This is a genomic window from Stenotrophomonas sp. FW305-C-20-S1 (assembly GCF_058783335.1).
In genome coordinates this window covers 50652-70402 of sequence record NZ_JBYTEK010000018.1, presented here as the reverse complement: position 1 = coordinate 70402, position 19751 = coordinate 50652, and the positions used below count along the sequence as shown (strand labels likewise).

The 19751-nt window shown below is 66.1% G+C and carries 29 protein-coding genes; 20 read left to right on the top strand and 9 right to left on the bottom strand.

Annotation, left to right across the window (positions count from 1 at the left end; all coding sequences use genetic code 11):
* Positions 1-3: 3 nt before the first annotated feature.
* A complete protein-coding gene (locus AC3WTC_RS11695; RefSeq protein WP_263929871.1) occupies positions 4-273 on the bottom strand; it encodes a DUF4386 family protein in 270 nt (89 codons plus the stop codon).
* Positions 274-432: 159 nt separating this feature from the next.
* Between AC3WTC_RS11695 and AC3WTC_RS11690 the strand changes: the two genes are divergently transcribed.
* Positions 433-1101: a hypothetical protein gene (locus AC3WTC_RS11690; RefSeq protein WP_492711457.1), complete on the top strand. Its 669-nt coding sequence runs from the start codon at positions 433-435 to the stop codon at positions 1099-1101.
* Positions 1102-1119: 18 nt separating this feature from the next.
* On the opposite strand, the gene AC3WTC_RS11685 is transcribed toward AC3WTC_RS11690, so the two are convergent.
* On the bottom strand, positions 1120-1440 hold the full coding sequence (locus AC3WTC_RS11685) for a hypothetical protein (RefSeq protein ID WP_025879041.1): 321 nt from the start codon (positions 1438-1440) through the stop codon (positions 1120-1122).
* A gap of 126 nt (positions 1441-1566) precedes the next feature.
* The gene (locus AC3WTC_RS11680; RefSeq protein WP_025879040.1) at positions 1567-1911 is read right to left on the bottom strand and encodes a winged helix-turn-helix transcriptional regulator; all 345 of its coding nucleotides are present in this window, start codon (positions 1909-1911) and stop codon (positions 1567-1569) included.
* An 87-nt stretch (positions 1912-1998) separates the two neighbouring features.
* Between AC3WTC_RS11680 and AC3WTC_RS11675 the strand changes: the two genes are divergently transcribed.
* Positions 1999-2325, top strand: coding sequence for a polyketide cyclase (locus tag AC3WTC_RS11675; RefSeq protein ID WP_088101453.1), 327 nt, complete (start codon positions 1999-2001; stop codon positions 2323-2325).
* 120 nt (positions 2326-2445) lie between these two features.
* Here the strand turns inward: AC3WTC_RS11675 and AC3WTC_RS11670 are convergent, their stop codons facing one another.
* Entirely contained in the window at positions 2446-3087 is a 642-nt protein-coding gene (locus AC3WTC_RS11670; RefSeq protein ID WP_492711455.1) for a glutathione S-transferase family protein, read from the bottom strand.
* A gap of 195 nt (positions 3088-3282) precedes the next feature.
* On the opposite strand from AC3WTC_RS11670, the gene AC3WTC_RS11665 reads away from it, so the two are divergent.
* Entirely contained in the window at positions 3283-3603 is a 321-nt protein-coding gene (locus AC3WTC_RS11665; protein ID WP_080149919.1) for a hypothetical protein, read from the top strand.
* A gap of 17 nt (positions 3604-3620) precedes the next feature.
* Here the strand turns inward: AC3WTC_RS11665 and AC3WTC_RS11660 are convergent, their stop codons facing one another.
* Positions 3621-3923: a hypothetical protein gene (locus AC3WTC_RS11660; RefSeq protein ID WP_025879036.1), complete on the bottom strand. Its 303-nt coding sequence runs from the start codon at positions 3921-3923 to the stop codon at positions 3621-3623.
* 167 nt (positions 3924-4090) lie between these two features.
* Between AC3WTC_RS11660 and AC3WTC_RS11655 the strand changes: the two genes are divergently transcribed.
* The 7 genes from AC3WTC_RS11655 (at position 4091) to AC3WTC_RS11625 (ending at position 8642) form a co-directional block, all read left to right on the top strand.
* Positions 4091-4321 carry a hypothetical protein gene (locus AC3WTC_RS11655; protein ID WP_248151202.1) on the top strand — a complete coding sequence of 77 codons (231 nt, stop codon included), beginning with the start codon at positions 4091-4093 and terminating at the stop codon, positions 4319-4321.
* Positions 4322-4418: 97 nt separating this feature from the next.
* A complete protein-coding gene (locus AC3WTC_RS11650) occupies positions 4419-4676 on the top strand; it encodes a hypothetical protein (protein ID WP_223483464.1) in 258 nt (85 codons plus the stop codon).
* A 43-nt stretch (positions 4677-4719) separates the two neighbouring features.
* The gene (locus AC3WTC_RS11645; RefSeq protein WP_025879033.1) at positions 4720-4935 is read left to right on the top strand and encodes a hypothetical protein; all 216 of its coding nucleotides are present in this window, start codon (positions 4720-4722) and stop codon (positions 4933-4935) included.
* Positions 4923-5222 carry a hypothetical protein gene (locus tag AC3WTC_RS11640; RefSeq protein WP_025879032.1) on the top strand — a complete coding sequence of 100 codons (300 nt, stop codon included), beginning with the start codon at positions 4923-4925 and terminating at the stop codon, positions 5220-5222. Before AC3WTC_RS11645 ends, AC3WTC_RS11640 begins: the two co-directional genes overlap by 13 nt.
* A 77-nt stretch (positions 5223-5299) precedes the next feature.
* Positions 5300-6364 carry a hypothetical protein gene (locus AC3WTC_RS11635; protein WP_492711454.1) on the top strand — a complete coding sequence of 355 codons (1065 nt, stop codon included), beginning with the start codon at positions 5300-5302 and terminating at the stop codon, positions 6362-6364.
* A gap of 312 nt (positions 6365-6676) precedes the next feature.
* A complete protein-coding gene (locus tag AC3WTC_RS11630) occupies positions 6677-7597 on the top strand; it encodes an MBL fold metallo-hydrolase (RefSeq protein WP_105164699.1) in 921 nt (306 codons plus the stop codon).
* A 91-nt stretch (positions 7598-7688) separates the two neighbouring features.
* On the top strand, positions 7689-8642 hold the full coding sequence (locus AC3WTC_RS11625; RefSeq protein WP_032976695.1) for an alpha/beta fold hydrolase: 954 nt from the start codon (positions 7689-7691) through the stop codon (positions 8640-8642).
* A 291-nt stretch (positions 8643-8933) separates the two neighbouring features.
* On the opposite strand, the gene AC3WTC_RS11620 is transcribed toward AC3WTC_RS11625, so the two are convergent.
* The 3 genes from AC3WTC_RS11620 to AC3WTC_RS11610 all read right to left on the bottom strand — a co-directional run bounded on the left by AC3WTC_RS11620 (position 8934) and on the right by AC3WTC_RS11610 (position 10821).
* Entirely contained in the window at positions 8934-9815 is an 882-nt protein-coding gene (locus AC3WTC_RS11620; RefSeq protein ID WP_025879027.1) for an RNA polymerase sigma-70 factor, read from the bottom strand.
* Positions 9816-9898: 83 nt separating this feature from the next.
* A complete protein-coding gene (locus tag AC3WTC_RS11615) occupies positions 9899-10306 on the bottom strand; it encodes a cupin domain-containing protein (protein WP_049466772.1) in 408 nt (135 codons plus the stop codon).
* A gap of 35 nt (positions 10307-10341) precedes the next feature.
* Positions 10342-10821, bottom strand: a complete 480-nt coding sequence (locus AC3WTC_RS11610) for a carboxymuconolactone decarboxylase family protein (RefSeq protein ID WP_025879025.1) — start codon at positions 10819-10821, stop codon at positions 10342-10344.
* Between the two features lie 144 nt (positions 10822-10965).
* Between AC3WTC_RS11610 and AC3WTC_RS11605 the strand changes: the two genes are divergently transcribed.
* The 5 genes from AC3WTC_RS11605 (at position 10966) to AC3WTC_RS11585 (ending at position 14326) form a co-directional block, all read left to right on the top strand.
* A complete protein-coding gene (locus tag AC3WTC_RS11605) occupies positions 10966-11223 on the top strand; it encodes a sigma factor-like helix-turn-helix DNA-binding protein (RefSeq protein ID WP_227416521.1) in 258 nt (85 codons plus the stop codon).
* Positions 11220-12251, top strand: a complete 1032-nt coding sequence (locus AC3WTC_RS11600) for a LysR family transcriptional regulator (protein ID WP_492711451.1) — start codon at positions 11220-11222, stop codon at positions 12249-12251. The genes AC3WTC_RS11605 and AC3WTC_RS11600 overlap by 4 nt, the downstream gene beginning before the upstream one ends.
* Before the next feature lie 115 nt (positions 12252-12366).
* Entirely contained in the window at positions 12367-13134 is a 768-nt protein-coding gene (locus AC3WTC_RS11595) for an SDR family oxidoreductase (RefSeq protein ID WP_088101447.1), read from the top strand.
* A 32-nt stretch (positions 13135-13166) separates the two neighbouring features.
* Positions 13167-13664, top strand: coding sequence for an Ohr family peroxiredoxin (locus tag AC3WTC_RS11590; protein WP_025879021.1), 498 nt, complete (start codon positions 13167-13169; stop codon positions 13662-13664).
* Between the two features lie 209 nt (positions 13665-13873).
* Positions 13874-14326, top strand: coding sequence for a PA2169 family four-helix-bundle protein (locus AC3WTC_RS11585; RefSeq protein ID WP_032952113.1), 453 nt, complete (start codon positions 13874-13876; stop codon positions 14324-14326).
* A gap of 84 nt (positions 14327-14410) precedes the next feature.
* On the opposite strand, the gene AC3WTC_RS11580 is transcribed toward AC3WTC_RS11585, so the two are convergent.
* Positions 14411-15877, bottom strand: a complete 1467-nt coding sequence (locus AC3WTC_RS11580) for an MFS transporter (protein WP_492711450.1) — start codon at positions 15875-15877, stop codon at positions 14411-14413.
* 109 nt (positions 15878-15986) lie between these two features.
* Here AC3WTC_RS11580 and AC3WTC_RS11575 point away from each other — a divergent pair, with 109 nt between their 5' ends.
* The 5 genes from AC3WTC_RS11575 (at position 15987) to AC3WTC_RS11555 (ending at position 19684) form a co-directional block, all read left to right on the top strand.
* On the top strand, positions 15987-16892 hold the full coding sequence (locus AC3WTC_RS11575) for a LysR substrate-binding domain-containing protein (protein ID WP_059065226.1): 906 nt from the start codon (positions 15987-15989) through the stop codon (positions 16890-16892).
* A gap of 216 nt (positions 16893-17108) precedes the next feature.
* Positions 17109-18290: a CmlA/FloR family chloramphenicol efflux MFS transporter gene (cml, locus tag AC3WTC_RS11570; RefSeq protein ID WP_492711449.1), complete on the top strand. Its 1182-nt coding sequence runs from the start codon at positions 17109-17111 to the stop codon at positions 18288-18290.
* A gap of 36 nt (positions 18291-18326) precedes the next feature.
* A complete protein-coding gene (locus tag AC3WTC_RS11565; RefSeq protein WP_234003384.1) occupies positions 18327-18950 on the top strand; it encodes an SLOG cluster 4 domain-containing protein in 624 nt (207 codons plus the stop codon).
* Between the two features lie 83 nt (positions 18951-19033).
* Positions 19034-19234, top strand: a complete 201-nt coding sequence (locus AC3WTC_RS11560) for a hypothetical protein (RefSeq protein ID WP_033832284.1) — start codon at positions 19034-19036, stop codon at positions 19232-19234.
* 99 nt (positions 19235-19333) lie between these two features.
* Positions 19334-19684, top strand: coding sequence for a VOC family protein (locus AC3WTC_RS11555; RefSeq protein WP_279209197.1), 351 nt, complete (start codon positions 19334-19336; stop codon positions 19682-19684).
* Positions 19685-19751: the final 67 nt, after the last annotated feature.

Sequence of the window (19751 nt, the reverse complement as noted above, 5' to 3'; positions counted from 1 at the left end):
ATGTCACCCCGCGGCCACCGCTGTGGCGCGATGCGTGTGCTGCAGCAGACGTAACAGGCTCAGGGATAGCAGGAAGGCGACCCGCTCGACCAGGAAGGTGGCAATGCCCCATTGGAACAGCTGCCGGTGGGCCACCAGGTTGCCCAGCATTGCTTGCGGGTCAGCCCCGACGCGCAGCTGCCTCGGCACATAGCCCAGACTGAAGATGCCGATGACCACCACCAGCAGGTACACCGCACCCGCGCTGCGGCTGATTGCACGTTCCGTTGCCATGTCCGGTACCCGCACAGGCTCAGAAGGTGGGCAGCCCGAACGCTACGAGAAGCATCGGCCGGGGGTGACTGCCAGAAGTCGGGGCGGACAGCTGGCATCGCAGGCGCAGGCCCCGCCCGTGATCCCGGCTTCACGCCCCGCGCGCTATCCACGGCGGTCATGGACCTCATACGACTGCTGCGATCGCTGGAAGAATTCCTCTACGAGCTGGTCGGCTGGCTGGTGTTCTATCCGCGGATGTTCTGGCGGGTACTGATTCACCCCGGCGAGGTCGCCCTCTACACCCGCCGCGAGCTCGGCAAGGATTCGGACCAGCGGTTCTCCGATGCGATCAGCCCGGTGCTGATGCTGATCCTGTCGGTGGCCATCGCCCATGCGCTGGAGATGGCGATGCGCATGTCCTCGCCCCGGCTCAGTACGCCGGTGGGGCAGCTGCTTTTCAGCAGCGAGCAGGGGCTGCTGCTCACCCGCTCTGCGGTGTTCTGCGTGTACGCGCTGGGTGCGGCACTGGGCACGCTTCGGCGTCAGCGGCTGCCCGTGAACCGCGAGACGCTGCGCGAGCCTTTCTCCATCCAGGCGTTCATCGCATGCCCCTTCGTGGTGGCACTCGCGCTGGCGCAGGCGGCAGCTGCTTCCCCGTCGCAGGCCGGCCCGTTCGCCGCGCCAGCCATCGGCGCGCTGGCGGTGGCGTGGTACCTGTGGGCCCGCATGCGGGCCTTCGTGGCCTTGAATGGAGGATCAGCGCTGCGTGCGCTCGGCTCGGTAGTGGTCTCGTTCCTGCTGACGACGATCGGGGTTGTCGGCCTGTTTGCTGCCGTCATTCTCTGATCTTCAACAGGGCGGCGATCACTCGAGAGCGTGATCGGACTTGCGCGGTGGCACCGCCGTGGCCTCACCGCGCTGCAGGAGGTCGAAGAAGTCCACTGCCTCCGCCGCCAGCGCATCGTGGGCGTCGAAATCCCAGTTCTGCTTGTACTCGCGGGCGAGCAGATCACAGACGGCCTTGGCCTGCTGGTAGGTCTGCGACTTCTCCCCGCGATCGGCCAACTGGTCGCGGTGGATCTGGCACAGCATGAGCTGGTGGGCATCTTCGGCCCGCTCGCGCTCCCAGCCGATGTCGGGCAGGGCGGACAGTGCTGAGGCAAGCGCGATGGCAATCAAGGGCATGATCCGGTTCCGGGCGGGGCGGAACCTGAGCGTAGGTGATGGTGCAGTGCACGTGGCGGCACGCGCGATGGCCGTTTTACGGGGTGTTCACCATTCGCAGCAGCATGGTGGCTGCGCTGAAAATGGTCATGCCGATGGCTCGCCTGCCGCTGGTTTCTGCTCCTGCCACAGCAGCAGCGCGTCCAGTGCCGGGCAAAGTGCCTGCCCCCACGCGCTCAGTCGATACTCCACTTTCGGTGGCACCTGCGGATACACCGTGCGCAGCACGATGCCGTCTGCTTCCAGTGCACGCAGCTGCTGCGCCAGCATCTTCTGCGAGATGCCGGGGATGAGCCGCTCCAGGTCGGAATAGCGCTGCACCTTGCCGTCGAACAGGTGGAAAAGGATCAACAGCTTCCAGCGGCCTTCCAGCAGTGCGAGTGCACTGGCCACGTCCGCGGCGGCGGTCTCAGGGGTATAGGCCTTTCTCATGGGGTGGGTCACTTACCTTCAGGTGCGTTCTTGTGCCGGCCAGGGTGCGGTTCGAGAATAGCGCCAGTCCCGTCTGGAGTGCCTGCGATGTCGATTGATCTTCCCGCGCCGTTGTCCCGCTATTTCCTGCTGGCCAATGGCGAGCCCGGAACGCACGTGGAGCAGTGCTTTGCCGCAGGCGCGACGGTGGGCGATGAGCGCCAGCGGCACCAGGGACACACGGCGATTGCCGCCTGGGTGGCGCAGACGCGTGCGGCCTACCAGCAACACGTGGTCCCCCTGCAGCTGCAGGTGCAGGACGGTCGCCACATCGTGTCTGCGGAGGTCAGTGGCACGTTTCCGGGCAGCCCGGTGGTGCTGACACACGCGTTCACCCTGCAAGGGGATGGCATCGTCGCGCTGGACATCCACTGACCCAGTGGCGGTTGCTTCCGGAGATCGGGTGGCACCCGGATGGCTGCCGATTGACGCGTAGCAGTACCAATGGATGGCGAACTCCACGCATGGCGTGGAGCTACTGGGAGCGGGGTGGAGCTACGGGTTCTGGAACACCGCCAGCTGTGCGGCGAAGGCGCGCTGGTAGGCCGGCCGCGCGGTCGCGCGGTCAACGTAGGCAGCAAGGTCTGGATACTCGCCGACGATGCCGCTGCTCTGCAGCCGCAGCAGCACCGACACCATCAGCAGATCGCCGGCGCTGAAGTCTCCGTCCAGCCATGGTGCATCGCCCAGCCGGGCGGACAGCTGGCTCAGCCGCCTGCGCACGCGCTCGTCCAGCATCACCAACCGCTGTGCATACCAGGGCTGCTCGCGTTCCAGCACCCACGCCATGGAGCGTTCGACGATCGGCGGCTCCACAGTATTCAGCGCGGCGAACATCCAGGTGATCGCGCGCATGCGCGCACCCGTATCGGCGGGCAGCAACCCGGGGTGCTGCTCGGCCAGGTGCAGCAGGATCGCGCCTGATTCAAACAGCACTACGTTGCCATCCTCATAGGTGGGGATCTGACCGAACGGATGCCGCGCCAGGTGCGCCGGCTGCTTCATCTCCTCGAAGGTGAGCAGATGGACGTCGTAGGCCACTCCCAGCTCTTCCAGCGCCCAGCGCACGCGCATGTCGCGGGCCAGCCCCTGGCCACGGTCCGGGGAATGCTTGAATGCGGTCAGGATCGGCGTCATCAGGATGTCCATCGGCGTTGGCTGCCACGTTGGCCGGCCTTTCTTCTCTTGACGCGCGGACGGGTCGGGAATCGACACGCCTCCGCTGACAGAGGGCCCGACATCGCCGGCCCGGATGAACGGTTCACGTCGGACGATTCGCCCGGGAGGGTCGGTGCAGCGATACTGCCGTCCTGCACACCCTTGGGGAAGTACGTGAGCACGTCCAGACTGCCGCGCATCGTTGGGTTCGACGTGCCACGGCTTCACCAGCAGGTCGATGCGACTGCCGATGAAGCCATCACTGCGCTGCTCGATCAGGCACCCGATGAACAGTGGACCGGCCGCTTCCTGCAGCACTGCGCGACGTTGGCGTCGCAGCTGTCATTGGCGGAAGTGAGGGTGGAGGGCACCCGCATTGCCTTCCATGGCTCCATCGCCGATGCGCGTGCCTTGGCCGATGCGGTCATCGCGCTGGTGAACCGGTTGAATGATCAGCTGATGCAGGAAGGCAACCAGCTCGCGGGCGAGGAGTGATCTGCCCGCAGCCGGTGTCAGCCCGCCTGCGGGGCCAATGCCGGGCCGGACAGGCGCGCCCAACAGCCCATCGCCATTTCCGCCGACCCCGGGTGGCCACGCAGGCTGGTGCGCAGCGCAAGCCGTGACTGCAGATCGGTGAGCCACGCCGTGCGCGTGCCATGTGGGTTGCGGACATAGATGTCGCACGCCAGGCGGATGACCGGTGCGACCTCGTGGCGGAAGTTGATGGCGGGCAGATCGCCCGTCTGGAACGCGGCCTGCCAATGCTGCAGCTCGCGCTCGACGTCAACGAAGTCCTTGTTGGTGATGCGTTCCATGAGACTTCTCCTGTTGGAACGCCAACGTACACCTGTGCATGTCAGGAGCCTGTGTGCGCGCAGCGCTGTTCATGGTGCCCGTTCATTAATCTCCGGCTTTCATGCAGCTGCGTAACCGGCCCGCGCCCACAGTGGCGCTGCAGCAGATCGCTGCGGTGGAGCAAGACATGAACAACAATACGCCGCAAGGCCAGACCGACCGCACCAACGCCCCGACCGGAATCAAGCAGGCCGCCCAGCACGGCCAGGCTGATGGCAACGCAATGGGCGGCGACCGGAAGCAGGACGGCAAGCAGCGCCAGCAGGAGCAGCAGGTCCAGCAGGATGCAAAGCCGATCGGCCCGCAGAAGTCCGGGCAGGAACAGAAGAGCGAGCCGGGCCGTGACACCCGTCGCTGAGCAGTAAGCGAAGAAGAGGCCGCGCGTTGCGCGGCTTTCCTCTGTCCAACGTTCGGGAAGAGCGCTGATGCCATCCCATGCCCGTGCGGTAAGCCTGATGACGAAGATCATGTACCAGTGCCGTCCGGCAAGAACGACGACGATGGCGCGCTGCCGCGCCTGCCAGGCCCCCAGTCCGGGTGGCATGGAGTGCGCGCGTTGCCTTACCGAAGAACTCGGGGGCGTGATCGGCAACCGTGGTGCTGCGGCACGCTGGCTGGATTCGTTCCTGAAGGTGCAGCAGGACGAGGCGTTCGTTTTCGTGTGCGCCAAGCGGGTCGAGGAAATCGCGTCGGCGGGTCGCAGTCTGGAGTGACATCGCGCAGGCGTATGCTCGAACTCCAATGGGAGCGAGCGTCATGTCTTTTCAGATCAACCTCTATGACAGGGACGGACGCGGGCTTCGCCTTCCCGATGGATGGTGGATCGACCTGCACACCGATCCCCCCGCGCTGGTCAACGGCGCTGTCCGCATCGATCTGCCGGCGTCCGCGCGCAACGAGCATCCTGATCTGCAACCGGACGTCCTGAACCATCTCCGCCGCCGTATTGAAGGTGCGCAATGGCTAACCTGACCTACCATCCGCCGCTGGGCGTGCGCTGGCTGACGTTCCGCCTGCGCAACGGTCAATCCATCGGCCCGGAGAAGCTGCGGGCCGTGTGGTCCGATGCCGCAGAAACCAACAACTGTTCGGTGCGCCGCGAGCACGTGGAAGGCGCCGGCTTCGTCTATGCGCTGTACGCACCGAGCGGGCTGTGCGTTCCGCGCCGGGCGGAACTGCGCATGCGGCTGTTGCTGGAAGAAGCGGGCTACGCGTTTTCGATGGGCGTGCTTACCGGCAGCCATCCTGCCTACGGTTGAGCGCAGGGCGATCTGATCGGCCCGGAGGTTGCTAGACTGCGCGCCCCGCGCGTTGCCGCAATCACGGAAGATTCCCCATGCCGAAGCTGTCTGCTCTTGCTGTTTTCCTGGCGATCGCTGTCTGCGCGCCAACCGCACACGCCGAGGAACAGGACAGCGCCTCGACCATCGCGTTCAAGTCGATCAGCCCGGTGCTGAATGCCCTGATCAATGCCGACGATGCGCAGGACCTGATGGAGCGGGCCGAGGAAGACGACGCCACGCTGCTGCAGTCGCTGGCGCTCTATCTGGCTGCAACCCGCGAAGACCCCACGTTGGCGCAGGCGCCGTACCACGCAGCGGCATTGTTCGCACGCCGCGGTGACGATGCGCTGGCCGAGCGCTATCTGCGCCAAGCCGATGAGCGTGGCATGTGGTTCGCGCCCGCGCTGGCCGACAACGATGACTTCGAGCACCTGCGCGGAACGCCGTTCTTCAAGCAGGTGCTGGCCAATACGCAGGCACGCTACGCGAAGGTATCGGTCGGCAAGGTGGGCGCCATCTCGGTGCTGGCCCCTTCGAAGGGGGTTGCGATGCCGGCCTGTGCGCCGGTGCTGGTGTGGCTGCACGGCTACGGCATCAATGGCCACCTGGACAGCAGCGAGCAGCCGCTGGCCGATGCTGGTGTGGTGTTGCTGGGCATCAACGGTACGGAGATGCGCGAGTCGTTCGACAGCTTCAGCTGGACCGGCCCGTATGAGGGCACGCACAAGGTGGTGCAGGCGGGGCTGGAGCAACTGGCCGCGCGCCAGTGCATCGACCGCAAGCAGGTGTACCTGATGGGTTTCTCGCAGGGCTCGCAGCATGCCGGCGCGCTGCTGGCGCAGCATCCGGATGACTATGCCGGTGCATTGCTGGTGTCGCCGGGTGGCTGGCGCCAGCCGGTGCCCACGCAGAGCGGCGCGCACGGCAAGCGGGTGTTCGTCATCAACGGCGAGCAGGAAGGGCCGGCGAACCAGAAGATGAGCGCGGATTTCCGCGCCCTTTTCAGCGATGGCAACGAGCTCCGGTCGCGTACCCATGAGGGTGGCCATTTCTATCCGGACGACTGGAAGACCTCGTTCCCACAGGCCATCCGCTGGCTGATGGGCAAGGGCGGCTGAGCGCAGCCCACCGGGGGGCAGGCGGAGGGCGGGAACCACGTCGCCCACTGCTTCCCAAAAGGCAACGCCGCGAGCCCGCCTGCGGGTCTACTGCGCACCGCCTGCGTTGCCTACGCTGATCCCACACGGCCCTTGCCGTGCTCCGGGGCCACGACAGCTCGTGGATCCCGTCTTCAATCGAACCAGCGGCGCTGTGCTGCAGGGCATTGCTGCCCGGCAACGCCATGCCCTGCGCCGTGCGAAGGCGTACCCCGGAACTGTCCGCCGGCCCTGCTTCACTGCCTGCCAGCCAACCTTCGTGGAGATCGCCTCATGTTCAGCCTGGAAAACACCATTGCCCCTGCCGCGCCCGCGCTCGACGAGCTTGTTCCCTCGCGCTACGCCCTGAAAGTCGGTGATATCGATGTGCTGGTGGTCAGCGACGGCGTGCTGCCGCTGCCGACGCAGATGCTCGGCCACAACGTGCAGGCGTCCGAGCGCGCCGAATGGTTCGACGAGATGTACCTGCCACAGGATGCGTTCGACTGGGCGTTGAACGTGATGGTGGTGCACAGCGGTGAGCGCACCATCCTGATCGATGCCGGCCTGGGCATGGACCCGGACCTGCAGCTGCCGCGCGCTGGCCAGTTGATCCGCCGCCTCGGCGCTGCCGGTATCGATCTGCGCGAGATCACCGACGTGGTGATCACCCACATGCACATGGACCACATCGGTGGCCTGCTGGTGGACGGAGTGAAAGCACAGCTGCGGCCGGACCTGAAGATCCACGTCGCGGCGTCGGAAGTGGCGTTCTGGAAGTCGCCCGACTTCACCCGCACGAACATGCCGCAGGGATTCCCGGACGCGCTTCGCGCAACGGCCACGCATTTCTGGGCCGAGTACGGCAGTTTCGTGCACACCTTCGAGGATGAGCATGAGATCGCACCGGGCGTAGTCGCGCGCCGCACCGGCGGCCACACGCCGGGCCACTGCGTGGTGCGCGTTGCCTCGGGGGGCCAGGCGCTGACGTTTGCTGGCGATGCCGTGTTCGCCGTCGGTTTCGATCAACCGAACTGGCATAACGGCTTCGAGCACGACCCGGAGGAAGCGGCGCGGGTGCGCATTGAACTGCTCAATGCGCTGGCCGGCACCGGCGAGATGCTGGTGGCCACGCACCTGCCGTTCCCGTCGGTGGGCCGCGTGTCCCGCGAGGGCGAGGCGTTCCGCTGGGTGCCGGTGTTCTGGGATTTCTGATCAAGTTTTCTGGACTTCATGTCACCAATGGTCCCGGGCAGGGGCGCAAAGTAGCCCCTGTCGAAACCCACCCATCCGCTGGAGGTCCACCATGAACACCGTTACCCGCACCCTCGCTGCAACTGCCCTGGCCCTGTCGATGCAGGCGGGCCTGTCCGCCCAGGCCGCCGCGCCGGCACACCCGTCCGCACCCAGCGCTGTCACGCGCACCGCCAGCACCATCACCACCGCCGATGGCGTGCAGCTGTACTACAAGGACTGGGGCCCGAAGAACGGGCCGGTGGTGACCTTCAGCCATGGCTGGCCGCTGGATTCGGACAGCTGGGAATCGCAGATGATGTTCCTGGCGGACCACGGTTACCGGGTGGTCGCACACGACCGCCGTGGCCACGGTCGTTCCAGCCAGCCCTGGGATGGCAACGACATGGATCACTACGCCGATGATCTGGCCACGGTGATCAATACGCTGGACCTGAAGGACGTCACACTGGTGGGCTTCTCCACCGGCGGCGGCGAAGTGGCGCGGTACATCGGCCGCCATGGCACGGGACGGGTGAAGAAGGCCGTGCTGATCAGTTCGGTGCCGCCGTTCATGCTGAAGACCGCAGACAACCCCGGTGGCGTTCCGATCGAAGTGTTCGACGGCATCCGCAAGGCGCAGCTGGAGAACCGCTCGCAGCTGTACAAGGACATTCCGTCTGGTCCGTTCTATGGATTCAACCGGCCGGGCGCGAAGGTCAACCAGGCGATGGTCGATGCATGGTGGGCGCAGGGCATGCTGGGTGGACAGAAGAACACCTACGACTCGATCGCCGCGTTCTCGGCGACCGACTTCCGCGCTGACCTGCAGAAGTTCGATGTGCCGACCCTGGTGATCCACGGCGACGACGATCAGATCGTGCCGATCGACGTGGCGGGACGGATGTCGGCCAAGCTGATCAAGGGCGCCAGGCTGATCGTCTACCCGGGTGCGCCGCATGGTCTGACCGAGACCCACAAGGACAAGGTCAACCAGGACCTGCTGGCCTTCCTGCAGCAGAAGTAGCCACAAGGGCAGCCGTCAGGCGGCACGGAGACCGGTAGAGCCACGCCATGCGTGGCTTTGCCGTGGATGAGAGCAACCGCATCCACGCATGGCGTGGTTCTACTGGATTGACGCAGGGTGAAGAGCCCGCCAGTAGAGCCACGCCATGCGTGGCTTTGCTGTGCATGAAGGCAACCGCATCCACGCATGGCGTGGGTCTACTGGATTGACGCAGGGTGGAGAGCCCGCCGAGCCACGCCATGCGTGGCTTTGCTGTGCATGAAGGCAACTGCATCCACGCATGGCGTGGATCTACTGGATCGAGGTTGGCTGGTTCAGGCCCTGCAGCTTGTGCGGGTTGCGCTGCACCAGGATCTGCACGATCTGCTCGCCGTTGGTATCGAACGCCATTGCCGATTCCAGCACGTCGTCGAAGTAACGCAGCAGCCCCAGTCGTCCATTGATCATGCTCGGCACCATGCGCAGCTGGTCCTTGCGCCGCAGGTGCGGGGCGTACAGCAGCTGTGCGATGCGTGCGCCGCCGACCATCGGTTTCGGGAAGCTGGTGACGATGCCGCCGCCATCGCCGATCAGCACGGCCGATTCGGCCATCAGGGTTTTCATCGTCCTGAAGTCGCCATTGGCGATGGCCTCTGCGAAACGCCGCATCAGTTTCTGGTGCACGTCCTGCGGCACGTTGTAGCGCGGTCGCTCCTGCCGCAGCTGCAGGCGTGCGCGGTGCACGATCTGCCGGCAGGCGGCTTCGGTCTTGTCCAGCGTGCGTGCCACCACGTCGTAATCCTGGTCGAACACATCGTGCAGCAGGAACGCGGCACGCGCGTCCGGGGCCAGCCGCTCCAGCACGTTGAGGAAGGCCACCGACAGATCACTGGCCGTTTCCAGCATGTACTCGGGTGTGCCGGTGTCTTCGGTGAGCAGCGGCTCGGGCAGCCACATGCCGACATAGTGCTCGCGCGTGCGCCGGGCCAGGCGCAGGCCATCGATGGCGCGGCGGGTGGTGGTGGCCACCAGCCAGGCTTCGGCGTTCTCGATGTCCTGCTGGTTGGCGCCATGCCAGCGCAGCCAGACATCCTGCACCACGTCCTCGGCCTCGTGCGAGGAGCCGAGCATGCGGTAGGCCACGCCGAACAGGCGCGGGCGTAGTCGGGTGAACAGTGCGGTGGGGTCGTCCATGCCAGCAGAGACGGGACAGGTCCGCCGATTGTGACACCGGCGGACCTGTGGGAGTGGCGGGTACTGCCCCGGACCGGTGGCGGTCAGCGTGGTGGCAGTACCGCCGGCTTGCCGATGTCCTTGATCAGGAACACGACGAATGTCGCCGGTTCGGTCTGGCTGGCATTGCGGCCGACGGTATGCAGATCGTCCGGGCCCTCATGGAAGGCCTCGCCCGGGCCGAGGGTGACCTCGCGGCCACCGGCCACGCCCATCACGATGCGGCCCTGCAGCACATAGACGAAGCCGTGGGCGTCGTGCCGGTGCACGGGATCGGCGCCGCCGGGTGGGTACTGCACCGTCAGGATCAGTGCTTCCTTGCCCGGCTGTTCCGGCAACGGACGGGTCATGACCTCGCGCACGATGGGCTCGGGCGCGGTGGGCGGCGGTGTGGCGGCGATGCTGGTCAACGGCAGCAGGGCCAGCAGCGCCAAGGAACAGAGAGAACGCATGGCAGGTCTCCAGCAGGAAAGTGTGCAATCGACGCTCAGGCCAGACCGGCCTTGTCCAGGCCAAAGGCCTGGTCCAGCGAGCCGGGTTGCGTACGGAAGGCGACGTTGGCGCGGTTCCAGGCATTGATCGCCATCACCGCGTAGGTCAGATCGACGATTTCCTGTTCGGACAGCTGACTACGCACGCGCTCATACACGTCGTCCGCAACCCCCTGCGCTGGGAGGTGGGTAAGTGTGTCGGTCCACGCCAGGCAGGCCCGTTCGCGCGCACTGAACAGGTTCGATTCGCGCCACGCCGCGACATGGTGCAGGCGCAGTGCGCGCTCGCCACGGATCGTCGCTTCCTTCACGTGCATGTCCAGGCAGAACCCGCAGCCGTTGAGCTGCGAGGCGCGGATGTTGACCAGGTCGATGATGGCCGCTTCGATCGAGCTGTTGTGCACGGCGTGGGAGAAGGTGCCGAGCTTCCTGAAGAGTTCGGGCGACTGTGCGGCGTAGTCCAGGCGTTGGCTCATGACGGTGTTCCGATGGGAGTTGAGGGACGCAGCGAGGCTAGGCCCGCTGCACGCGGGGCGGTAGGCGAGGGCAGGGCTGCACGGTGTTGCACGAAAAACACCAATGGCCTGTCACAGCGGCGGATGCTCGCCCGTCTGCCGGGCATGGACACCTCATCCGCCCCGAACCGCGCAGCAGCCTGCCCCGCCAGTGAGCGGGTCTGGCAGGCCTTCCTTGCCGCATTGCACGAACTGCCACCGGACATGCGGGCCGTGCTGTTGCTGCATGACGTGCTGGGCGCGGGCTTTGAAGACATCGCGCCGCTGCTGGGGCTGGAGCTGCCGGCATGCCGCCAGCGACTGGCCCGTGCACGCGCCCACCTGCTTGCCCGACGCGACTTCCAGGAGCCCGGAACACCATGAATGTCATGCCGCAGTCCTGCCTGGCCAGCGACGGCCGCGATTCCCTCACGGCGTCCTTCTCCGCCAGCTATGCCGGGGTCCTGGCATTCATCGCGGTAGCCGCCGAGGGCAGCTTCGCTCGCGCTGGTGATCGCCTCGGCATCGGTCGTTCGGCCGTCAGCCGCAGCGTGCAGAAGCTGGAGGGACAACTGGGCGTGCGCCTGTTCCTGCGCACCACGCGCTCGACAACACTCACCCGCGAAGGCGAGCTGTTCCTGGAGGGCTGCAGCCCGGGCGTTGCCAGCATCCTGCAGGCGCTGGACGAAATGCGCGACCTGCGCGAGGGACCACCGCGCGGGCATCTGCGGATCAGTGCGACACATGGCTTCGGACGCCGGGTGATCGCGCCGCTGCTGTCTGCGTTCCGCGCGGAGTATCCACAGGTCTCTGTGGAGTTGCTGCTGGACGAGCAGGCACCGGACCTGGCCGCCGATCGCATCGATGTGGCGTTCCGCGATGGCGTGCTGGAAGACAGCCAGGTGATCGCCAAGCAGCTGGTGCCGATGCAGCTGGTGGTCTGTGCATCGCCTGCGTATGTGCAGGCGCATGGCCTGGCAGACACCATCGAAGTGTTGTCCACCCATGCCTGCATCGGTCGACGCCTTCCCGGTGGGCGCCTGCAGCGCTGGGACTTCCGTGTGGACGGCCAGGATGTGAATCTGCAGCCGCCGGCGGAGGTGGTGTTCAATGATGCCGATCTTGTCCTGCAGGCAGTGATCGATGGATTGGGGATCGCCCAGCTGCCCAGCTACCAGGTAAGTGATGCGTTGCGCACAGGCGCTGTAGTGACCTGCCTGGACCGCTACGCGCCGCACGATCGTGGCCATTACCTGTGCTATCTCAGCCGACGCCAGCTGCCCAAGCGGATCCGCGCGTTCATCGATTTCAGCACCCAGCGCATACGCGCGCTGGATCTGGATGTGTTCTCGCACTGGGAAGCGCGGCAGCAGGCGGCAGCGCAGCGCGATGCGGCCCCGGCCTGGGCATGACCACATTGGTGCCGATGCGGCAACAGTGCGTGGCCCGCTGCGGATCTACTGCGCCGGCCAATGCGTTTCTAGCATGCAGCCACATCCGAACTTTCCACGTTCCAGGAGACCTGTCATGAAGATCCTCGTCATCGGTGGCACCGGCCGCATCGGCAGCAAGGTGGTCGATCGCCTGCATGCGGCCGGCCACGACGTCGTCGTCGCTGCACCCTCCACCGGTATCGATGTGCTGAGCGGCGAGGGCCTGGCCGCTGCGATGGCGGGCACCGAGGTAGTGGTCGACCTGGCCAACTCGCCCTCGTTCGAAGATGCGGCGGTGCTGTCGTTCTTCGTGACGGCCGGCCACAACATCCTGGCGGCCGCGGCGCAGGCAGGCGTACGCCATCATGTCGCGCTGTCGGTGGTGGGTACCGACAAGCTGGCGGCCAGCGGCTATTTCCGCGGCAAGATCGCCCAGGAACGCCTGATCCGCGATTCGGGCCTGGCGTACACGATCATCCACTCGACACAGTTCTTCGAGTTCCTGCCGGGCATCCTCCAGGCAGCCGGTGACGGCCAGACCCTGCAGCTGCCGACCGCCGCAGTGCAGCCGATCGCCGCCGAGGATGTGGCCGATGCGGTTGCACGCATCGCGCAGCAGGCACCAGCCAATGGCGTGGTGGAGATCGCCGGCCCGGAACGCGAATCGATGGCGGTGCTGGCGCAGCGCTTCCTGCAGGCAACCGGTGACGCGCGGGAAGTGGTTGGCGATGCCCAGGCGCGCTACTTCGGTGCGCAGCTGCAGCAGGACACGCTGGTGCCGGTGGGCCAGGCATGGCTCGGCTCGATCGGCTTCGAGCGCTGGTTGCAGCAGTCCGGGCTGGCACAGGGCCAGCCGGCCTGATCGGCGGTGGACGCTGACAGCAGGAACCTGCGATGACCGGGCTGAAACCGCCTCCGCACACGGTGCTCGACAAGTACCACGGTGATGAGGTGCGCCCGCTGTATACCGGACGGGTGCGGGTCAGCGGTGGCGTGGCACAGCATGGCCGCGCGTCGGGCGTGGTGCGGTCCGATGACGGTGCGCTGTCAGTGGACCTTCGGTTGCCTGCTGAGCTGGGTGGACCCGGTGGCGGTACCAATCCCGAGCAGTTGCTGGCGGCGGGCTACGCCGGCTGCTTCCACGGTGCGATGGTGCTGGTGGCTGCGCGTGCGGGAATGGAACTGGTCGAGCCGAGCATCGAGGTAGCGGTGACGTTCGCGCGAGATCCCGTGGACGGCCTGTACCTGCTGTCGGCCGAGATCGTGGTGTGCCTGCCTGGCATGGACCCGATACGTGCAGCCGAACTGGTGCGCAACACCGAGCGGGTCTGTCCGTACGCGAAGATGTTCCATCGGGGCATCAGCCACGTGGTGCGGGTAGCGGTGGACTAGACATGCGGTGCGGATGACCGTGCAGGTCATTGCCAGGATTCAGGTGCGGTGAAGACACCGCGTCGCCCGCGTGAGTGGGTGGGGCGCCGTTGGGCAGCATGATCACCGCATCAATCGATGCTCACCCGCGAACCACACCCGGTCGGCCAGTCTGGGCTCGCAGGCAACGGATTCCACTGTTGCCGTTTTTCCCCCAGAGGAGACTACACATGAGCACCCAGTCCACCATCGAGCATCGCCTCAACGACCTGATCGAGATCGCCCGTGATGGCAAGTCCTTCTACGAGGAAGCCGCAACCAAGGTGAAGGATGCCGAGCTGTCGGCATTGTTCGTCCGCATCGCCGGCGTGAAGGGCCGCATCGTGTCCTCGCTGAGCAGCTCGGTGGCCGCTACCGGCGGCAAGCCGGCCGAGCACGGCACCATGGTCGGTTCCATGCAGCAGTTCTACGGCAAGGTGCGCGCGGCCTTCGGTGACACCAACTACGGTTACGTGGCCGAACTTGAAGAGTCCGAGGATCGCCTGCTGGGCGCGTTCAAGGACGTCCTGAAGGACAACGACCTGCCGCCGGCGGTGCGCCAGGAAGTGACCCAGTGGCTGCCGGAAGTGCAGGAATGCCACTCGGTCATGCGCGACCGCAAGCATGCGATGAAGGCTGCCTGATCGCATCCGGCGATCGTCCCCCACATCGCCGCGACCAGGGCAGCCCAGTGCTGCCCTGGTCGTTTCTGCGTCTGCCATCTGCGATCAGGCGCGTGGCCTGAGCAGGGCAACGGCCAGGCTGGCCAGCGTCGCTGCTGCGGCGGCAGTCCACAGGGACGCGGCAAAGCCCTGGCTGTAGATCGCCCGCGCCAGATCAACCTGGGCTCCTCGGGTCAGTGCACCGGTGGCGATGGTGTCGGCCAGACGCATGACTTCATCTGCAGGAACGCGTGCTGAGAGTCCGGCGCGGATGCCGACGGTCAGGGCGCTGGAGAGGACCGTGAAGCCGAGCAGGATGCCGACGAAGCGCGTCGTCGCACTGATGCCCGAGGCCATGCCTGCGCGGTCGCGGGGCGCCGAACCGATGATCGCCTTGGATGTTTCGCCGTTGAGGATGCCACCGCCTGCGCCGATGATGACCATCGCCAGCAGCGCCACCGTCGGCTGGTTGTGCCATGCACCGATACCGGCCAGCGCATTGCCGGCGGCAGTGATGGACAGGCCGATGGCCAGCACCATCCCGCTCGACAATCGTCTGCCCAGGCGCCTGCCCACGCTGGGGAACAGCAGCATCGCCGCAGCGAACGGCAGCATGCCGGCGCCCGTGGCCAGCGCACTCAGGCCGACGCCGTTCTGCAGGTACTGCGGCAGCATCGAGGCCATCACCTGCGCGCTGACCGCGTAGCCGATCATGGCGATCAGGGCACCGACAAAGCGCGGGCTGGCAAGCAGCCGCAGGTCGACCATCGGATGCCGACGCGTGAGCTCGATGCAGGTGAACAGCGCGGCCATCGCGATGCCCAGGCCCAGGCCGGCCAGGGCCACCGCCGATGTCCATCCCTGCGCGAGTCCTTCCACGAGGAAGAACACGATGCCGAAGATCGCCACGCTGAAGGTGATGATGCCGGGCGGATCGAGCGGGCGTACCACCGTGTCGGCAGTGTCGGGAACCCAGCGGATCGCACCATAGGCCAGGAAGGCGAGGAAGGGCAGGATCGCGATGAACACCGAGCGCCATCCCCACAGCGAGGACAACAGCCCACCGATAAGCGGCGAGAGCACCATCATCATGCCCATTGCCGTGCCCCAGAAGGCCCAGGCATCGTCGCGTTGCTTGCCCTCGTGGAATTCGTGGCCGATCACCGACAGTGATGGGGCCAGCAGGAAAGCGGCACCCACGCCCTGCAACGCTCGGGCCACATACAGCGCACTGGCCGTGGGGGCCAGCGCGCAGGTCAGCGATGAGAGGGCGAACAGTGCGATGCCGATCAGCAGCACCCGCCTGCGGCCATGACGATCGGCGATGGCACCGGCGGGCAGAAGCAGCGAGGTGAAGGTCAGGATGTAGCAGCTGATCACCCATTCGATGTCGGCGAAGTCAGCCTGCAGATTCCGCGCGATGGCCGGCAGGGCGACGGCCACGGCGTTGGTTTCCAGCACCGTCATCGTGCAGCCGAGCGAGGCGATGATCAGGATCCAGTTGGGCGGTCTGCGGCGGGGGAAGAGAGACACCGGGCACTCGGGTGGGGAAGGAAGAAGGCCCATTCAAGCAACTTCGACTGTTTGTTTCATTGCCGGTGTTCTTCAAGTACGTTAGGCCAAAGCTAACGAGCCGGTGCGCATGGACCGTCGACATCTGCAGTACTACGTCGCACTGGCCGAGGAGCTGCATTTCGGGCGCGCCGCGCTGCGCCTGGGCATCGCCACGCCGACGCTGAGCGTTCAGATCCAGCAGATCGAGCGTCGCCTGGGCACCCCCTTGTTCGATCGCAGTAGGCGCGAGGTCACGCTGACCTCTGCCGGTGCGATCTTCCTGGCCGAAGCACGCAACGTGCTGCGCCAGTTCGAGCAGGCAGAGGCCGTGGGCCGCCGCGCTGGTCGCGGGGAAATCGGCAGGATCGAGATCGGCTACGTAGGTTCGGCGGTCCATGCCGGCGCGCTGCAGGAGCAGTTGCAGCGGTTCCGCAGCGCCTCGCCCGACGTGGAGCTGAAGGTCGGCGAATGGCCGATGGCCGACCTGCCGGACCTGCTGCTGGACGGTCGCATCGATGTGGTGTTCTGCCGGCTTCCGATGGAGGTGCCCGATGCGCTCGGTTCGCACATCCTGATCGAAGATCAGTTCTGCGTGGCGTTGCCGGCATCGCATGCGCTGGCCCACGCGGGGGTGCCGGTGCAGCCGGCGCTGCTGGCGAAGGAGGCGTTCATCATGCCGGAGCAGCCCGCCGGCACGCTGGAAGTCGCCCGCCGTGGCGGATTCGTGCCGGACATCCGCTCCCGTCCCGGTCATCTTGTCGCGGTGCTCGCGCAGGTCTCGGTGGGCGATGGCGCCGTGGCGATCGTGCCGTCGGTGCTGCAGCGGACGCTGCTGCTGCCAGGCGTGGTGTATCTGCCGATCGCCGGGCCGGTCATCGCCTCGACCATCGCTGCGCTGTACCGTGAACAGGAAACATCGCCAGCGGTCCGCCGGCTCATCGAGCAGGTGCGGCGTACCCCCTCCCGGCGCATCGACATGCTGCCCTTGCCCTGAAGCCCTGCCGGACGACGTTGCCGGGCTGCCCCGCAATGGCCTTGCTACACTGGCCGCACTCGATCTTCCACCGGATCATCAGATGAACGGGAACGGTCCGCAGACAGTCCGCTGAGCCGCAACAACGGTACGCACGTTGTTGCGGTGATCTTGTCCTGCGATTTCCACGCACTGGGTTGATCACCGCCGGATTCCCTCCTGAGCGGATGTTTCCCCATGTCTGATCGAAAAGCCCTTCGCTGGGCCCATTCCCTGCCGGGCGCCATCGTGTTGATGGCCCCCTTCGACCTCTTGGCCTCGCTGGCCATGGATATCTACCTGCCGGTCGTATCGGCCATGCCGCAGGCACTCGGCACGTCGCCCGCCCTCATCCAGTTGACGCTGAGCCTGTACATGCTCGTGCTGGGGCTGGGCCAGCTGATCTTCGGCCCGCTGTCGGACCGGATCGGGCGACGGCCGGTGCTGCTGATGGGCGCGCTGTTGTTCACGCTGGCGTCGTTCGCGCTGGCCGCGTGTAGCGATGGTGCGGCATTCCTTGCGTGGCGCGGCGTGCAGGCGATTGGGGCGTCGGCCGCACTGGTGGCCACCTTCGCCACGGTGCGCGACGTGTATGCCGACACGGCCGAGGGCGCCACGCTCTATGGCCTGTTCGCCTCGATGTTGGCGTTCGTGCCGGCGCTCGGTCCGATCCTCGGCGCATTGATCGCCTATACGCTGGGCTGGCGGGCTATTTTCATCGCGCTGGGTGTGCTGGGACTGCTGGCGGGTGCACGCGCATGCCGCGGCTGGCAGGAGACACGGCCACCGCAGCATGTCCACGCATCGCCAGCCTTCGCGCGCATCCTCGGCAATGCCGGCTTCTGGGTTCATGCATTGGGATTCAGTGCGGCGATGGGCACGTTCTTCGTGTTTTTCTCGATCGCCCCGCGGGTGCTGATGGGGAGGGCCGGCTATTCGGCGATGGGCTTCAGCCTGGCCTTCGCGACGGTGGCACTGGTGATGATCGTCACCTCGCGCTTCGCTGCTCGATTCATCGGGCGATGGGGCATTGGTGGCAGTTTCCAGCGTGGGCTGATGGTGATGATTGGCGGCGCGCTGGTCATGGCGATGACGGCGATGCTGCCGCCATCCTTTGCCAGTGTCGTGTTGCCGATGTGGCTGGTGGCCATCGGCATCGTGATGGTGGCTGCGGTGGCGGCCAACGGTGCGCTGCGCGATTTTGCCGATGCCTCCGGCACGGCAGTGGCGCTGTACTACGCCGTGCAGAGCCTGATCGTGGCAACGCTTGGCACGCTCGCGACGCTGCTGCTGCCGGGCGATACGGTCTGGCCGCTGGTGGCCTTTGGGCTGCTGCTGCCGTCGCTGAGCCTGGGTGGCCTGGTGATGCTGAGGCGGTGAACTGTGCAATCAGCATCAGAAAGACAAACTGCTGGCGTGATACGTTCCCGCGTCGGGCAATTGAACAGTGGCTGCCCGGATCGGTTCCGTCTCCATGCTGTCCTTCCGTTCGGTCACCCAGGTCGCTTCATGACACCAACCTCCCGCAAGTCCTTCCGCAAGCCCCAGATCGCCATCCTGGGGAGTGCCGATCCTGGCTCACCGGCGTTCGACCTCGCTGCACAGGCGGGCAGGTTCCTCGCCGAAAATGGAATCACCCTGGTCAGCGGCTGTGGCAGCCCAGCCACGCGGGTGGCAGCCGAGCATGCAGTCGCAGCTGGCGGCACGGTGCTGAGCGTGATTCCGGAAGGCAACATGCCCGCAGCAGACTGGCCGGCAACGGTGGTGGTGCCATGCGGCATGGGCGATGCCCGCAACCTGATCATGGCCTTGGCCGGCGATGCCTGCATTGTCATCGGCGGGCGCGCGGGCACGATTTCCGAAGTGTGTCTGGCCTGGCTGCACAAGCGGCCTTTGCTGCCGCTGGTGGGCGCGGGTGGCTGGTCGGAGGGGCTCCCGGGCAACCCTCCCGATGAGCGCGGGAACTCGCCGATACTGCCGTGGCATGACATCGCGGAGTTGCGCGCGCAGCTGCGTGATCTGCGATTGCTGGCAGGCTGAACCGGCGCCTTCACTTCCTATCCCGCACGCACGGCTACGGTGATGCAGCCTGGAATCACCAGGCCTATCAGGGAGTGATATCGATGCGAGCCATCAGGAAAGTGATCGTTGCTGCAGTGTTTGCACTTGCGTGTACCGGTTCGGTGGCGGTGGCCGGTCCGGTCCAGCCGTGCGACTTCCCGTGCTGGAAGGCCTACCAGGCCTGCGTTTCCGGCGGCGGCGATGCCATGGAGTGCCAGTTCGAATACGATCGCTGTGTCATGGACAGGTGCGGCGCCGTCTGAGGCCTGCATACCGTTCGCAATGGGGGGCCCGATCCAGGGGCCCCTTTTCACCTGGTCGCAGGCACGAAGTCCGCGGTCCTGATCGTCTGGAGCCGCAACATGGCCGTCAAACGTGTCGTCGCCAACATCGCCAGTGCCGATCCTGCGCAGGCGGCCGCGTTCTACGGCGACATCCTCGGCATGGACATCGTGATGGACCACGGCTGGATCGTCACCTACGGTGGGCAGGGCACTGCGCTGGCACAACTCAGCGTTGCCAGCGAAGGCGGATCGGGTACGCCGGTGCCGGATCTTTCGATCGAGGTGGATGATCTGGACGCCGTGCTCGAACGCCTGCGACACGCGGACATCGCGCTTGAATATGGCCCAGCCGAAGAGCCATGGGGTGTACGTCGCTTCTACGTGCGCGACCCGTTCGGGCGCCTGTTGAACATCCTCGCCCACACCTAGCCGGCTCGCGCCAGCTCAGCGGCGCTTTCCACTGTGCTGGCAGTGCTGAGTGCTGATCGACGTCGGC

Bases quoted from the DNA above. Each gene is read 5' to 3' on its own strand.
- AC3WTC_RS11650 (WP_223483464.1), top strand. From the start codon at position 4,419: ATGACGAAGATCATGTACCAGTGCCGTCCGGCAAGAACGACGACGATG.
- AC3WTC_RS11640 (WP_025879032.1), top strand. From the start codon at position 4,923: ATGGCTAACCTGACCTACCATCCGCCGCTGGGCGTGCGCTGGCTGACG.
- AC3WTC_RS11585 (WP_032952113.1), top strand. From the start codon at position 13,874: ATGAGCACCCAGTCCACCATCGAGCATCGCCTCAACGACCTGATCGAG.
- AC3WTC_RS11670 (WP_492711455.1), bottom strand. From the start codon at position 3,087: ATGACGCCGATCCTGACCGCATTCAAGCATTCCCCGGACCGTGGCCAG.
- AC3WTC_RS11575 (WP_059065226.1), top strand. From the start codon at position 15,987: ATGGACCGTCGACATCTGCAGTACTACGTCGCACTGGCCGAGGAGCTG.
- AC3WTC_RS11685 (WP_025879041.1), bottom strand. From the start codon at position 1,440: ATGCCCTTGATTGCCATCGCGCTTGCCTCAGCACTGTCCGCCCTGCCC.
- AC3WTC_RS11560 (WP_033832284.1), top strand. From the start codon at position 19,034: ATGCGAGCCATCAGGAAAGTGATCGTTGCTGCAGTGTTTGCACTTGCG.
- AC3WTC_RS11620 (WP_025879027.1), bottom strand. From the start codon at position 9,815: ATGGACGACCCCACCGCACTGTTCACCCGACTACGCCCGCGCCTGTTC.
- AC3WTC_RS11615 (WP_049466772.1), bottom strand. From the start codon at position 10,306: ATGCGTTCTCTCTGTTCCTTGGCGCTGCTGGCCCTGCTGCCGTTGACC.
- AC3WTC_RS11590 (WP_025879021.1), top strand. From the start codon at position 13,167: ATGACCGGGCTGAAACCGCCTCCGCACACGGTGCTCGACAAGTACCAC.
- AC3WTC_RS11660 (WP_025879036.1), bottom strand. From the start codon at position 3,923: ATGGAACGCATCACCAACAAGGACTTCGTTGACGTCGAGCGCGAGCTG.
- AC3WTC_RS11655 (WP_248151202.1), top strand. From the start codon at position 4,091: ATGAACAACAATACGCCGCAAGGCCAGACCGACCGCACCAACGCCCCG.
- AC3WTC_RS11635 (WP_492711454.1), top strand. From the start codon at position 5,300: ATGCCGAAGCTGTCTGCTCTTGCTGTTTTCCTGGCGATCGCTGTCTGC.
- AC3WTC_RS11600 (WP_492711451.1), top strand. From the start codon at position 11,220: ATGAATGTCATGCCGCAGTCCTGCCTGGCCAGCGACGGCCGCGATTCC.
- AC3WTC_RS11555 (WP_279209197.1), top strand. From the start codon at position 19,334: ATGGCCGTCAAACGTGTCGTCGCCAACATCGCCAGTGCCGATCCTGCG.
- AC3WTC_RS11675 (WP_088101453.1), top strand. From the start codon at position 1,999: ATGTCGATTGATCTTCCCGCGCCGTTGTCCCGCTATTTCCTGCTGGCC.
- AC3WTC_RS11610 (WP_025879025.1), bottom strand. From the start codon at position 10,821: ATGAGCCAACGCCTGGACTACGCCGCACAGTCGCCCGAACTCTTCAGG.
- AC3WTC_RS11680 (WP_025879040.1), bottom strand. From the start codon at position 1,911: ATGAGAAAGGCCTATACCCCTGAGACCGCCGCCGCGGACGTGGCCAGT.
- AC3WTC_RS11630 (WP_105164699.1), top strand. From the start codon at position 6,677: ATGTTCAGCCTGGAAAACACCATTGCCCCTGCCGCGCCCGCGCTCGAC.
- AC3WTC_RS11595 (WP_088101447.1), top strand. From the start codon at position 12,367: ATGAAGATCCTCGTCATCGGTGGCACCGGCCGCATCGGCAGCAAGGTG.
- AC3WTC_RS11625 (WP_032976695.1), top strand. From the start codon at position 7,689: ATGAACACCGTTACCCGCACCCTCGCTGCAACTGCCCTGGCCCTGTCG.
- cml (WP_492711449.1), top strand. From the start codon at position 17,109: ATGTCTGATCGAAAAGCCCTTCGCTGGGCCCATTCCCTGCCGGGCGCC.
- AC3WTC_RS11605 (WP_227416521.1), top strand. From the start codon at position 10,966: ATGGACACCTCATCCGCCCCGAACCGCGCAGCAGCCTGCCCCGCCAGT.
- AC3WTC_RS11645 (WP_025879033.1), top strand. From the start codon at position 4,720: ATGTCTTTTCAGATCAACCTCTATGACAGGGACGGACGCGGGCTTCGC.
- AC3WTC_RS11690 (WP_492711457.1), top strand. From the start codon at position 433: ATGGACCTCATACGACTGCTGCGATCGCTGGAAGAATTCCTCTACGAG.
- AC3WTC_RS11695 (WP_263929871.1), bottom strand. From the start codon at position 273: ATGGCAACGGAACGTGCAATCAGCCGCAGCGCGGGTGCGGTGTACCTG.